General features: G+C 63.0%; 11 protein-coding genes. 3 read left to right on the forward strand and 8 right to left on the reverse strand.

What is annotated here, in order from left to right:
• Positions 1 to 100 precede the first annotated feature (100 nt).
• The 3 genes from nifJ to GDJ97_RS02245 all read right to left on the reverse strand — a co-directional run bounded on the left by nifJ (position 101) and on the right by GDJ97_RS02245 (position 7,471).
• Positions 101 to 3,637, reverse strand: coding sequence for a pyruvate:ferredoxin (flavodoxin) oxidoreductase (nifJ, locus tag GDJ97_RS02235; RefSeq protein WP_152069591.1), 3,537 nt, complete (start codon positions 3,635 to 3,637; stop codon positions 101 to 103).
• A gap of 383 nt (positions 3,638 to 4,020) precedes the next feature.
• The gene (locus tag GDJ97_RS02240) at positions 4,021 to 4,215 is read right to left on the reverse strand and encodes a hypothetical protein (protein ID WP_152069592.1); all 195 of its coding nucleotides are present in this window, start codon (positions 4,213 to 4,215) and stop codon (positions 4,021 to 4,023) included.
• An 85-nt stretch (positions 4,216 to 4,300) separates the two neighbouring features.
• Positions 4,301 to 7,471 carry a DEAD/DEAH box helicase family protein gene (locus tag GDJ97_RS02245; RefSeq protein ID WP_152069593.1) on the reverse strand — a complete coding sequence of 1,057 codons (3,171 nt, stop codon included), beginning with the start codon at positions 7,469 to 7,471 and terminating at the stop codon, positions 4,301 to 4,303.
• A gap of 72 nt (positions 7,472 to 7,543) precedes the next feature.
• Between GDJ97_RS02245 and GDJ97_RS02250 the strand changes: the two genes are divergently transcribed.
• Entirely contained in the window at positions 7,544 to 7,801 is a 258-nt protein-coding gene (locus tag GDJ97_RS02250) for a hypothetical protein (RefSeq protein WP_152069594.1), read from the forward strand.
• Positions 7,791 to 8,129: a type II toxin-antitoxin system RelE/ParE family toxin gene (locus GDJ97_RS02255; protein ID WP_152069595.1), complete on the forward strand. Its 339-nt coding sequence runs from the start codon at positions 7,791 to 7,793 to the stop codon at positions 8,127 to 8,129. The genes GDJ97_RS02250 and GDJ97_RS02255 overlap by 11 nt, the downstream gene beginning before the upstream one ends.
• A gap of 57 nt (positions 8,130 to 8,186) precedes the next feature.
• Here the strand turns inward: GDJ97_RS02255 and GDJ97_RS02260 are convergent, their stop codons facing one another.
• The 5 genes from GDJ97_RS02260 to GDJ97_RS02275 all read right to left on the reverse strand — a co-directional run bounded on the left by GDJ97_RS02260 (position 8,187) and on the right by GDJ97_RS02275 (position 12,243).
• Positions 8,187 to 10,091 carry a site-specific DNA-methyltransferase gene (locus tag GDJ97_RS02260; protein WP_152069596.1) on the reverse strand — a complete coding sequence of 635 codons (1,905 nt, stop codon included), beginning with the start codon at positions 10,089 to 10,091 and terminating at the stop codon, positions 8,187 to 8,189.
• Positions 10,092 to 10,161: 70 nt separating this feature from the next.
• A complete protein-coding gene (locus GDJ97_RS02265) occupies positions 10,162 to 10,809 on the reverse strand; it encodes a DUF4391 domain-containing protein (protein WP_152069597.1) in 648 nt (215 codons plus the stop codon).
• Positions 10,803 to 10,931, reverse strand: a complete 129-nt coding sequence (locus tag GDJ97_RS09645) for a hypothetical protein (protein ID WP_255445731.1) — start codon at positions 10,929 to 10,931, stop codon at positions 10,803 to 10,805. The genes GDJ97_RS02265 and GDJ97_RS09645 overlap by 7 nt, the downstream gene beginning before the upstream one ends.
• Before the next feature lie 231 nt (positions 10,932 to 11,162).
• Entirely contained in the window at positions 11,163 to 11,759 is a 597-nt protein-coding gene (gene recR, locus GDJ97_RS02270; RefSeq protein WP_152069598.1) for a recombination mediator RecR, read from the reverse strand.
• A gap of 169 nt (positions 11,760 to 11,928) precedes the next feature.
• On the reverse strand, positions 11,929 to 12,243 hold the full coding sequence (locus tag GDJ97_RS02275) for a YbaB/EbfC family nucleoid-associated protein (RefSeq protein WP_152069599.1): 315 nt from the start codon (positions 12,241 to 12,243) through the stop codon (positions 11,929 to 11,931).
• Between the two features lie 247 nt (positions 12,244 to 12,490).
• On the opposite strand from GDJ97_RS02275, the gene GDJ97_RS09500 reads away from it, so the two are divergent.
• Complete coding sequence (locus GDJ97_RS09500; RefSeq protein WP_226808739.1) at positions 12,491 to 12,673, forward strand: DUF362 domain-containing protein; 183 nt, start codon at positions 12,491 to 12,493, stop codon at positions 12,671 to 12,673.
• The last annotated feature ends 80 nt before the right edge of the window (positions 12,674 to 12,753 follow it).

Below are 12,753 nucleotides of genomic sequence, written 5' to 3' on the forward strand. Positions count from 1 at the left end.
AGTCCGCAGCAACCGCACCTCTCACAAACCATCTACGCGCACGAAAAGGCCCCCGAGACCAGCACGGTCTCGGGGGCCTTGCGCCAACTGGCGGAGAAGCTTAGGCCTCGTTGTACACGGACTTCAGCTTGACCAGGTAGTTGTAGCGCTCCATGGCCGCCTTCTCGTTCTCGGCGAACAGCTTCTCGGCATGCTCGGGGAAGGAGCGGGTGAGCGAAGCGTAGCGGGCCTCGTTCATCAGGAAGTCACGGTAGCCGCCCTTCGGCTCCTTGGAATCGAGGACGAAGCGCTTGCCCGCGGGCGCCGCCGGGTTGAAGCGGAACATGTTCCAGTACCCGCACTCAACGGCACGCTTCATCTCGATCTGGCAGTTCTGCATGCCACCCTTCTTGATGGAGTGCATCTCGCAGGGGCTGTAGCCGATGATCAGCGAGGGTCCGGGGTAGGCCTCGGCCTCGTGGATGGCCTTGAGGGTCTGAGCCTGGTTGGCACCCATGGCAACCTGTGCCACGTAGATGTAGCCGTAGCTCATCGCCAGCTCAGCCAGGCCCTTCTTGGGCGTAGCCTTACCGGACGCGGCGAACTGGGCAACCTGACCCAGGTTCGAGGCCTTGGAGGCCTGACCGCCGGTGTTGGAGTACACCTCGGTGTCGTACACGAACACGTTGATGTCGTGACCAGAGGCGAGCACGTGGTCCAGGCCACCGAAGCCGATGTCGTAGGCCCAACCGTCGCCGCCCCAAATCCAGAAGCTCTTCTTGGTGAGGTAGCTCTTGTCGGCCAGGATCTCCTTGGCCTTGGCGGAGTCGCTGTTCTCGCAGGCGGCCACGAGCGCGGCGGCCGTGGTCTTGCTGGCCTCGGCGTCCTTGCGGGCATCGATCCAGGCCTGCGCAGCGGCCTTCAGCTCGTCGCTGGCATCGTCAGAGGCGATGAGCGCCTGGCAGTCGACCACGAGCCTGTTCTGGACGGCCTCGTAACCGAGGGCCATGCCCAGACCGTGCTCGGCGTTGTCCTCGAACAGCGAGTTGTTCCACGCCGGGCCGTGACCGTCCTTGTTGGTGCAGAACGGCGAGGTCGCAGCCGGGTTGCCCCAAATGGAGGAGCAGCCGGTGGCGTTGGAGATGTACATGCGGTCGCCGCAGACCTGCGTGACGAGACGGCCGTACGCGGTCTCGGCGCAGCCGGCGCAGGAGCCGGAGAACTGCAGGTAGGGCTGAGCGTACTGACTGCCCATGGGGTTGGGAGCGATGAGCTGCTTCTTCTCGGAGACGTTCTCAACGCAGTAATCCCAGACGGGCTGCTGGTTGTACTCGTCGGCCGCGGGCACCATGGTGAGGGCGTCCTTCGGGCAGACCTTGGCGCAGTTGGTGCAGCCCATGCAGTCGAGCGGACTGACGACCATCGAGAACTTGAGGCCCTTGCCCTTGGGGTTCTTGACGTCCAGCGTGCGGCCGGGCTCGGGAAGGCCGGCAGCCTCCTCGTCGGTCATCGCGAACGGACGGATGCAGGCGTGCGGGCACACGAAGGAGCACTGGTTGCACTGGATGCACTTGGACTCGTCCCAATGCGGCACCATGACGGCCACGCCGCGCTTCTCGTACGCGGACGCGCCGAGCTCGAACTGACCGTCTTCGATGCCCTTGAAGGCAGAGACGGGCAGGCTGTCGCCCTCCATGCGATTGATGGGCTCCATGAGCTCCTTGACCTGCTTGGCGATCGCGGACTTCTCCTCGGTGGAGAGCACGGGCGCCTCGTCGGTAGCGTCGACCCAGTCGGCGGGCACCTCGAACTTGCGGAACGCGGTGGCACCGGCGTCGATGGCCTTGTGGTTGGCCTCGACGATCTCCTGGCCCTTCTTGGAGTAGGACTTGGTGGCGGCGTCCTTCATGTACTGGAGCGCGTCGGCCTCGGGCAGAACCTTGGCGAGCGCGAAGAACGCGGACTGCAGCACGGTGTTGGTGCGCTTGCCCATGCCCACCTTGGCGGCCAGGTCGATGGCGTCGATCAGGTAGACATTCACGTTGTTCTTAGCGATGTAGCGCTTGGCCACGGCGGGCAGCTGCTGGGCGAACTCCTCGTCCGTCCACTCGCAGTTCACCAGGAACGTACCACCCGGCTTGGCGTCGCGGACCATCGGGAAGCCCTTGACGATGTAGCTGGGGTTGTGGCACGCCACAAAGTCGGCCTTGTTGATGTAGTACGGGGAGCGGATGGGGTTGTCGCCAAAGCGCAGGTGCGAGATGGTGACGCCACCGGTCTTCTTGGAGTCGTACTGGAAGTAGGCCTGGACGTACTTGTCCGTGTGGTCGCCGATGATCTTGATCGAGTTCTTGTTGGCGCCCACGGTGCCGTCGCCGCCAAGACCCCAGAACTTGCACTCGATGGTGCCAGGAGCAGCGGTGTTGGGCGTATCCTCCGCCTCGGGCAGGCTGAGGTGGGTGACGTCGTCCACGATGCCGATGGTGAACTCGCGCTTGGGGGCGTCCTTCTTGAGCTCCTCGTACACGGCAAAGCCCGCGGCGGGTGTGGTGTCCTTGGAACCCAGGCCGTAACGGCCGCCGACCACGGTGATGCCGGTCTTGCCGGCCTCGTAGAGAGCCGTGACGATATCCTGGTAGAGGGGCTCGCCGATGGAACCCGGCTCCTTGGTGCGGTCGAGCACGGCAATCTTCTTGACCGTCTCGGGCAGCACGTTTACAAAGTGCTTGACGGAGAACGGGCGGAACAGGCGGACCTTCACCAGGCCAACCTTCTCACCGTGAGCGGTCAGGTTGTCGATGACCTCCTCGAGCGTGTCGCAGAAGGAGCCCATGCAGACGATGACGCGCTCGGCGTCGGGCGCGCCGTAGTAGTTGAACAGACCGTAGTCGGTGCCCAGCTTCTCGTTGACCTTGCCCATGTACTCCTCCACGATGGCGGGCAGCTCATCGTAGAAGTGGTTGCAGGACTCGCGGTGCTGGAAGAAGATGTCGCCGTTCTCGTGGGAGCCGCGCGCGTGCGGGTGCTCCGGGTTGAGCGCGCCGTCACGGAACGCCTGGACGGCGTCCATGTCACACATATCCTTGAGGTCCTCGTAGTCCCAGGTAGCAACCTTCTGGATCTCGTGGCTCGTGCGGAAGCCGTCGAAGAAGTTCAGGAACGGGACGCGGCCCTCGATGGCGGACAGGTGCGCCACGGGGGCAAGGTCCATGACCTCCTGGACGTTGCCCTCGGCGAGCATGGCGAAGCCGGTCTGGCGGCAGGCCATGACGTCGGAGTGATCACCAAAGATGTTGAGCGCGTGGGTGGCGACGGTACGGGCCGACACGTGGAACACGGCCGGCAGGTTCTCGCCCGCGATCTTGTACATGTTCGGGATCATGAGCAGCAGGCCCTGGGAGGCCGTGTAGGTGGTGGTGAGAGCACCAGCACCCAGCGAGCCGTGAACGGTACCGGCAGCGCCGCCCTCGGACTCCATCTCCACCACGTTGACGGGCGTGCCGAAGATGTTCTTCACCCCCTGCGCGGCCCACTGGTCCACGTGGTCGGCCATGGGGCTCGACGGGGTGATGGGATAGATTCCCGCCACCTCCGTGTATGCGTACGAAACGTACGCAGCGGCCTCGTTGCCGTCCATAGATTTGAACTTACGTGCCATATACCCCTCTCCTCTCGTTTGGGTGTACATGTGCGGCGACCGTGGCGAGCGGCCCGCCTGCGGATGGCATATCCACATTCGCCGTCATTGTACCCCCGCGCACGGGCATAGTTAACGTTATCTCTGAGCGGTAGGGAGAACATTTCCGCAGGTTAACCGTTGGAAACCAACAGGGACCGGGGCGGGGTGGGGTATGGCGGTTGCGTGGTAGGCGGGTTGGGGCGGACGTGGGCTGACGCGAGCCAATGCGGACGTTTTTCCAGATAAACAATTTGGTAGATGGACGACTGACCTGACAGGCGTTTTCGCTTCAAATGAACCCGAAACGGCTGGAAAAGCGAGACGCGACACAAGTACATACAGGACGAGGGCCGCAAAAGTGCTTACCGGACCTCAAATCGGCGCAGATCCATGCCAGTCTGCTCCGCCATGCGAATAAGCTCTTCCGGCGAGGCAGATTCCACCGCAACAAGGTCCGCCATGGCAAGGGGCGACGCGACAAACGTCGCCGTGCCGGCATCGTCCATCAGCGCCTCGCGCAGCTGGTCGAAGTCGATGCGAATCGTGTTGTCAGACATGGAGCCCCATCAGTTTTTGAAATATGCCACCCTACGCATCAATGTATCATCAGTGTACGGTATTCACCCCCCCCCACCTGAGGCCCTACTCTCCTCTTAGCACGTCCAACAGGTCCTGATAGGTTGACACCGGCTCGTAGTGCACATTGGACGATTTGTTAATCTCGTTGAATAGACGCTTGGCACATGCAATCTTGGCGCGCTCGACCCCGCGCAGCTCAAACGAATCGAGCGATCCCTTAGTCTCGGCAACAAAGAAGACGTGCTTCACGTTCTCGCCCAGCACCTCACGGTCAAAGGCGATGGCCCAGTCCGGGGCATAGTTTCCAACCGGCGTGGGAATCTGGAATCCGCGTGGAAGCTTGGCATAAACCACTACCTCGTTTCCGGCATCTAGGTCTTCGGCAAAGCGCCGCTCCACGCTCTTCTGGGCGCTGCCATCAGGAAACACCCAGTCCTGAACATTCTTGCTCGCGCGATACGCCTTATCGCGCGCCTCGGGCATTGCATCGGAAAAGATACTTGCGTCGTAGCTCTCGCCTGTCGGTCGATAACTCACATGCTCCACCACCATGGCGGCCTTCTGTCCCACGATGAGCCGCCCCACGCGGGCGATGAACTCCTCCGGGTTCCGTCGGAACAGCCCAAACTTCACCGGTGCCATACCCGAGAGGATGCGAGCCGCCACCCTTCGCGTCACGCCCGCGGCAGCAGCCACCTCGCCCACGAGGTCGTACGTCACCCCTGCCGCGCCCTGGCTCGTCACCTCGCCCGTCTCGCGCGTCACGTCCGAGAAGCCCTCGCCGCCCCGCACGCGGTCCTCGGTCACGTCCTCGCGCTGGATGCCGCGCGTCACCGTGTAGGAGAGCGTCGAGACGGACAGGTTGGCGTCAATCTCCGCGACGGACTTGCGCACGAGCTCGTCGTCATCAAACGACACCGTGTAGGCGTACTTGGCGTTGATGCGGCGCCACAGGTCCTGGAACTCGCTGCGCTCGAAGTTGGCGTTGAGCGGGTTGCGCGTCACCTTCTGCCTGTTGCCGTTCTCCACCATCTCGGCGAGGACGGCGTCGTCGTAGACGCTCCTCACGGCACGCTCGATGGCCGGGGCCTTCTCGCGCAGCTCCGCGTCAAACTCCGCCAAGGCCTCGCCCAGACCCTCCTCGCGAAGCTTCTCCGTGGGACGCCCTTCCACATCCACCAGGCCATGCTTGACCAGGACGTTGTTGATGAGCTGGGCCTCGTGCGCGTCAAACTCCACCACCGAGCCCTCGGGCGTCTGCCACCGAAAGTCGCAGAAGAGCTTGGCGTCCACCACGCGCGGCCGGGCGCGCAGGCGCTCCACGGTCTCCTTCTGCAGGTCTCCCACGAAGCTCGCGTAGCCCTCGCTCGCCACCACCGTGAGCCGGTTCACGCGCTGCACCTCGTCCTCGCCCAGCACGCCCGCGTCCTGGCGCACGCCCTGCTGGTCAACGCACAGGCGCAGGCCTCGGCCCACCTGCTGGCGTTTGGCCTCGTCCTTGCGGACCTCGCGCAGCATGCAAATCTGGAACACGTTGGGGTTGTCCCAGCCCTCGGCCAGAGCGGAGTGGGAGAAGATGAAGCGGCACGGCTCGTCAAAGGAGAGCAGGCGCTCCTTGTTGCGGAGGATGAGGTCGTAGGCGCTCTCGTCGTCCGATCCCTCGCCGCCCCGGGCAACCTTGGAGTTGACGGCCCGGCCCTTCTTATCCACCGAGAAGTACCCGCGATGCACCTCACTCGCGTCAAAGCGCCGCAGGTAGTCGAGGTAGCTGGAATCCCGCTCGTCGTCGAACGTAGGGGCGGCCACGCGGGCCGCCACCGCGGCGGCGTACTCCTCCTCGAAGATGCGCCCGTACTCGCCCGTGGCCTCGGAGCCGTCCTCGTCGTAGACGCGGTACTTCCCCACCTCGTCTACGAAGAAGAGCGAGAGACACTTGACGCCGCGCCGGAACAGCGCCTCCTCCTTCTCGAGGTGGCTCTTGATTGTCTCGCGAATCTGCACGCGCCGCAGGTTGGCCTCAGCGGAGTCGCCCTCAGACCCTCCCTCGAACACCACCACGTCGTTCATGAAGCGCACGTAGCCGGGCATGCCACCCTGCGCCGGCACGATGCCACCCGGGGCGATCACGTAGCCCTCGCGGTAGGCCTCGAGCTCCCGTGACGCCACGTAGAGGCCGTCACCCTCGTCGAGCGTCATGGTCTGGCGCGAGACCTTGCCCGCGGCGCGCAGCACGTTGAACTCGACCACGGCCCGCGGCGCGTGGCTGGCAGAGACGCGAATCTCGACCAGGCGCACGTAGCCGTCCGTTCCCAGCAGGTGGTTGAGCTCGAAGCCCTTCACCTCGATGCGCTTCACGAGGCGCATGCGGTAGGCGTCGACCGGGTCGAGCGCGTAGGCGAGGTCGTGCCGCTCGCGGTGCGTGGCCGAGTAGTTGAGCACGAAGAGTGGGTTGAACCGCGCGATGCCCGCCTGCGTGGCCTTGCCGCCCATCTTCTGCGGCTCGTCCATGATGATGACGGGGCGCGTGGCCGCCAGCACATCGATGGGACGGCGGCTGCCGAAGTCGTCGCGCTCGGAGAACATGATGAGTGCCTCCTTGGAGTGGCCTCCCTCCTTCATAGACTTGTTGAAGTTCTGCGTGTTGATGACCATGACCGAGATGTCCGCGCGCTGGGCAAACTGGTCGATCTCGTTCAGGCGCGCACTGTTGTAAACGAAGCTCCAGATACGCTTGCCGTAGAGCTCGAAGAAGTGACCCTCGGTGACGGAGAGGGACTTGGCCACGCCCTCGCGGATGGCAACGCTGGGCACCACGATGGCGAACTTGGTCCAGCCAAAGCGCCGGTTGAGCTCAAAGATGGTCTTGGTGTAGACGTAGGTCTTGCCGGTTCCCGTCTCCATCTCAACGTCGAGCGCGACCACCCCCGGCCCCCTGGCGAGCGAGGAGGACTCCGGCACGGAGAAGCGCCGCTGCTGCTTGCGGATGTTGTCGAGCAGTTTGGCAGCCGTGAGCCGCACGGGCGCGTTCGCGTAGCCGGCATCGTCTCCGGTGGCCGCCACAAGGTCGAGCGCCTCCGTGTCCACCCCGCCCATGCCGCGCCGCTCGCGGCCAGCGATGCGCCCCAGGTCGCGCACGTACTCGAACGGCGCCTGGCACGGCTGCCCCGCGAACACGCCCGCCACGGCGTCGGCGGCATCGGTCTGATAGGGCTGGATGGTGAACTTGAACTGCATGGGTATTACCTGCCTGTCATTTCCGTATCCGAGGGTCGGGGTAGAATGGTCAAAACGAGAAGGGAGCACGTCATGACGCCACCCGTTGCCCAGTTAATGGAATCCGGATTGCTCGACGCCTGCGACGAAGCAGGAGGAACGTATCGGTTCTCCGTACCCGGTCGCGGGGACTATGAGCTGGTTCGCACCGGTCAGGATGCCGAGACTGAAGAGCATCTCTCCGAGTCCGATATTGCCTCGCTGAAGCAAGGCATCGCCGACTTCGAGAATGGGAACTACTCCGATGCCTTCGAGTTTCTTTCCGAGATAAGGCGCGAGTATGGCCTATAGCGTCGATATCGCCGACAGCGCCAAGCAGGAATTCCGAGACGCACTCAACTACATCGCACTTCACTATGCCTCTCCGCAAGCGATGTCGAATCTCACCGCCGCATATGAGGCTGCCCTGTTCGCCGTTCAGGCCCTTCCCAACGGATACGGCGTCAACGAGGAGGCATGCAAAGCCACCGGTCATGAGATTCGCCGCATCCGAGTCAAGAACTATGGCCTGTTCTATGAAGTGAACGAGCGCGAGAAGCAGGTGCAGATCATTTCGTTTCTGCACGCTCACCAGGATATCAGCTGGCGTGTAGCCAGGGACTACGAGCTCCTCAACTAGCCCGAGCCGGCGACCCCCACACGGAACCGCCGGCTTCTTTATGGGGCTCTGCCGCATCTAGATCACCTTGCAGGCGGTGGCGGGGCTCACGGTCTTGAAGATCTGCTCGAAGTTGGCGGCCGAGGCGGCGTCGGCGAAGCTCGCGTCGCGAACGACGCAGTAGCTGGGCTCGCGCTTGGCCATGGCCGTGATGGCGTCATTGGTGATGCCCGTGTCGAAGCAGGCAATGAGCGCGCCCCCGTCCACGTCGAAGGCCGTAAAGCCCGCGACGTCGATGCGCTCGATCTTGGCCGAGAACGGAATCTGGAACGCGGGTAGGGCCTCGAAGAGCAGGTCCTCGGGAGCGCGATCGTCTTTAAGGTTGTCGGCGAGGTCGAAGAGGGCCTGCTGGCTCGTGTCCTCGGGCGTGGCATAGACGTCCTCGAAGTTGGACGAGTCGATCTTGAGCACGCGGAAGCCGATGTCCGGAACCTTCTTGGGTTCTTCGCCGAGCTTGAGCTGGGCGTTTGAAGCCTCGACCTCCTCGCGGATCTTCTCCCCCGCACGGCGGATGCGCTCCTCGCCGATCTCGCAGATGGTGCGGTAGCCGTCTTTGCTAGCCTCACGATCCTCGGGTGTTTCCTCGGGAAGTTGCACGAGAATGAACTTGGCAACCGTTTGTTTCTCAGCATTCATCTGAATGAGAGCATCGGCAGTTGATGCCGAGCCCGAGAAGAAGTCGAGGACAAGCGAGTCGGGTTCGAGATTGGCAAGCGTTATGAGACGCTTGAGCATGCGCGTTGGCTTGGGTCCATCAAAGTAGCCCTTACCGTCAAAAAGGGAGACGACCTCTTTGGCGCCTTCCTGACTGTGACCCACCTCCTTATAGAAGAGAATGGACTGAGGGGCCATACCGTCGAATTTCAGCTCGGACAGAAACCTTTTGATACAAGGTACGCTATCACCATTTGGCCCGAACCAAATCCGATTGTCATGGAGCCTCTCAAGGAACGCGTTCCTTGAGAGCCTCCAACAGCGAGCTGTTGGAGGCTCTACTATACGCCCAGAGGGCGTCGTTATCTGATAGTCACACGATGCGTTGTACGTTTTTACCGACATGTCGCTCGGTTTCCAAGGACCGCGCGGATCGTTATCTGGATTCTTATAGCGAGCATTTGCCTCAGCGGTTCTTGGCAATCTACCAATCTTGAACTCATCGGCATTCTTCGCATACATCAGCACATAATCGTGGCTATTCGAAACGTACTTTGCATCGTTCTTTGGAGCATACGCACGCTCCCAGATGAGCTGCGCGATGAAATTCCGCTCGTTGAAGACCTCGTTGCACAGCTCCCGCAAATTGAGCTGCTCACTATCATCAATGCTGATAAAGATGACACCATCTTCGGTTAATAAGTCACGCGCCAACAGCAGACGTGGGTACATCATCGAACACCAATCGGAGTGGAACCGACCGTTGCTCTCGGGGTTGGCGACGAGACGGCCGCCCTCCTCGTCGTAGTCGCCGCTCTGGGCGTCGTAGTCCTCGCGGCTCTGGGCGAAGTCGTCGTCGTAGATGAAGTCGTGCCCTGTGTTGTACGGCGGGTCGATGTAGATCATCTTGACCTTGCCCGCGTAGGTGTTGCGCAGGAGCTTTAAGGCCTCGAGGTTATCGCCCTCGATGTAGAGGTTCTCGGTAGTGTCCCAGTCCTTGGACTTCTCGGGCTGCGGGCGCAGGGTCTTCGTGCACGGACGCCTGGCCTCGGCGCGGGCCTCCCGCTTGCCGGGCCAGGTGAACTGGTAGCGTTCGCGCGGCCCCTCGGCCACATCTCCCAGCTGCTCACGCAGGGCATCGAAGTCGACGACGTGGCGCAGGGTGCCGTCCGGCTCGCGCACCTCGGTCATCACGTTGGGAAAGAGCTCGCCCAGCCGTTCCACGTTCTCGGCCGTGAGGTCCGCCGTCTGGCGCTCGATCTTGTCCATGTCGCGTTTCCCTTCTCAGAAGCGACGACCGGGCGCGGCGGCTCCACCGTGGCCCGACCGTCACGGTGATCTAGTTCTCCAGCTCCGCAAGATCGCGCTTGGCAGCCTTGAGCTGCCTGAAAAGCGCGTTGCGCTTGGCGATTTGCTTCTCTTTGTCATGTTTGCGGGTGAGCGTCGCCACATCGCGGCGCAGGGCCTCGATGCGGCGCTCGCGCTCGATGCGCTCGTCAATGGTGAGGGACGGGGCCGCCTCGGACGACGACGCGGGCTCCACGGCCGCCGCCCCATCCGCGAAGATGACCTGCTCGCTGAGCGCGTCCCAAACGTCGTCCAGCGTCGCCCCGCGCAGCGCCAGCCGCACGTCGCCCTCAGGCTGCCACGTCCCCACCTGCAGCTGCTGCCGCACGAGCGCGAGCGCCACCTCGCCCTCGTGCCGGCACGCCACCAGCACCTTGTTGGGAATGCCGCGTATGATGGCGGCAACCACGTCGCGCGGCACCGTGCGCTCGCGTACGTCGAGCGCAAGCACCACGACCTCGGCCACGTGCTCGCCCGCAGGAATGCCGCAGGTGGCCTCCTTGATGGAGGCGGCCATCTCGATCTTCTCAACGTCGTGCGTGAAGGCGTCGCGAAGGGCAGACGTCATCTTGAGGTTCCGGTAGAAGGCGTTCTTGGGGATGACGCGGCCCACGGCCACGGTGCTCGGCAGGCCTAGCATTGGGGCCTCACCACCAGAAAGCAGATGAGCTCGAAGTCGTCGAGGCCCTTCACGTCGCCCTCGCCGACTTCGAGCTCATCTTTGAGAATTCGCGACTTGTTGTCGATAATGGCTTGGTCCATGCTAGGCCAATTTACAACGTCGACCTGGCAGACTGCATGCTAGAAGGTCACTTTAGAGCAGCCCCCCCCCCGAGCAATTTATGCAAGTGACCATCGTCTCTGCTCCTAACGCCAAAACCTGATGAGATATGAAACTATTGTACTCAAGTAAGTAAACGTAATTCGCAAGTATGCAGCGGAATCCATGCTCGTAGATACACAACAATGGACACCGGTATCAGCATTCGTCCCCTACAGCACCCGCCGCGCCTCGATCGCTCGGCCGAGGGTCAACTCATCCGCATACTCCAGGTCCCCGCCCACGGGCAGCCCGCTCGCCAGGCGGCTCACGGACACGCCCAGCGGCTTGATGGTCCGGGCCAGGTAGCTCGCCGTCGTCTCCCCCTCGATATTGGGGTTCGTGGCGATGATGACCTCTTGGATATCCTCCGTGCCCAGGCGCGCCAGCAGCTCGCGAATGTGCAGCTGCTCCGGCCCAATCTTGTCCATGGGGCTGATCACTCCGCCGAGCACGTGGTAGAGGCCATGGTAGCTGCCCGTGCGCTCGATGGCCGAGACGTCGCGCGGCTCGCCCACCACGCAGATGCGCGCGGTATCGCGCGTGGGATCCTGGCAGATGGCGCACTCGTCGGCGGTGGCGTAGTTGAAGCATCGGCTGCAGAAGTGCACCTGCTCCTTCACCATGAGAATGGCGTCGGCCAGGCGGCGCGCCTCCTCGGCGTCCGCCTCCAGCAGGTAGTAGGCAATGCGCTGGGCGCTCTTGGGGCCAATGCCCGGCAGGCGGCCTAGCTCATCGAGAAGAATCTGCAGGCTCTGGTTGGCTGACACTCCGCACTCGCTTCCTTGTGGCTGATGATGATGGCCGTGGCCGGTGACATGGCCGAGGGGCATGGCCGCGACGTGGCCGGCGCGCGGCGCTCACGGCCCGCAACGCGAAAACCGGGCCCGCCGTGCGGCCGCCATGCGGCTATCGAGACGAGCCCGGTTGCTTGCGCTGCTAGAACGGCATGCCGGGGATGTTGAGACCGCCGGTGATGGCGCCCATCTGGCGGTTGGCGAGCTCCTCCACACCGCGGAAGCCCTCGTTCACAGCCGCAACGATCATGTCCTGCAGCATCTCGATATCATCCGGGTCCACGGCCTCGGGGTCGATCTGAATGCTCTTGAGCTCCATATCGCCGCCGACGGTGACCTTCACCATGCCGCCGCCGGCGCTGGCGTCCACGGTCTGGGACTGCAGGCTGGCCTGCGCCTCGGCGAGCTGCTGCTGCATCTTGCGAGCCTGCTGCATCATCTGATTCATGTTGGGCATGGAGGTTCCTTCCGTAACGGTTGATGGCTGTTGGGATGGTACCCCAAAACCATGCGGGACCGTGGGAGCGTGGCATGGTCCGTTAGCCGCAACCAACCAAAACCGCAGGTAGTTAGCCCTGGGTTACTCGGTGAACGGTGTGAATTGCGGAGCCCCAAGGCCTTGCATTGCCCCGCGGGCAAGGTATATTGAAGCCAATCAGCTGACGCCCTTCGCCTGGGCCCAGCGCAACAGAGAGGAAACTACCATGGCTCATCCCGTAATTGATGCCGACGAGTGCATCGCTTGTGGCGTTTGCGTCGACTCCTGCCCGGCCGGCGTGCTCGAGGTCAACGACGTCGCCGTTGTGACCGACGAGGATTCTTGCGTGGGTTGCGGTGCCTGCCAGGACGCCTGCCCCGCGGGCGCGATCACCGAGATCGCCGAGTAGCATACGCTACCAGCCACGAAGGCTTGAAGAGCCGGCCCTACGGGGTCGGCTCTTTGCGTTTGGCGCGAAGGCTCATGCCA

This window comes from Collinsella sp. AK_207A, assembly GCF_902501965.1.
In the GTDB taxonomy this organism is placed as follows: domain Bacteria; phylum Actinomycetota; class Coriobacteriia; order Coriobacteriales; family Coriobacteriaceae; genus Collinsella.

Excerpts from the sequence above, each read along its gene's own strand:
- nifJ (WP_152069591.1), bottom strand. The coding sequence starts at position 3,637 with ATGGCACGTAAGTTCAAATCTATGGACGGCAACGAGGCCGCTGCGTAC.
- GDJ97_RS02240 (WP_152069592.1), bottom strand. The coding sequence starts at position 4,215 with ATGTCTGACAACACGATTCGCATCGACTTCGACCAGCTGCGCGAGGCG.
- GDJ97_RS02245 (WP_152069593.1), bottom strand. The coding sequence starts at position 7,471 with ATGCAGTTCAAGTTCACCATCCAGCCCTATCAGACCGATGCCGCCGAC.
- GDJ97_RS02250 (WP_152069594.1), top strand. The coding sequence starts at position 7,544 with ATGACGCCACCCGTTGCCCAGTTAATGGAATCCGGATTGCTCGACGCC.
- GDJ97_RS02255 (WP_152069595.1), top strand. The coding sequence starts at position 7,791 with ATGGCCTATAGCGTCGATATCGCCGACAGCGCCAAGCAGGAATTCCGA.
- GDJ97_RS02260 (WP_152069596.1), bottom strand. The coding sequence starts at position 10,091 with ATGGACAAGATCGAGCGCCAGACGGCGGACCTCACGGCCGAGAACGTG.
- GDJ97_RS02265 (WP_152069597.1), bottom strand. The coding sequence starts at position 10,809 with ATGCTAGGCCTGCCGAGCACCGTGGCCGTGGGCCGCGTCATCCCCAAG.
- GDJ97_RS09645 (WP_255445731.1), bottom strand. The coding sequence starts at position 10,931 with ATGGACCAAGCCATTATCGACAACAAGTCGCGAATTCTCAAAGATGAG.
- GDJ97_RS02275 (WP_152069599.1), bottom strand. The coding sequence starts at position 12,243 with ATGCCCAACATGAATCAGATGATGCAGCAGGCTCGCAAGATGCAGCAG.
- GDJ97_RS09500 (WP_226808739.1), top strand. The coding sequence starts at position 12,491 with ATGGCTCATCCCGTAATTGATGCCGACGAGTGCATCGCTTGTGGCGTT.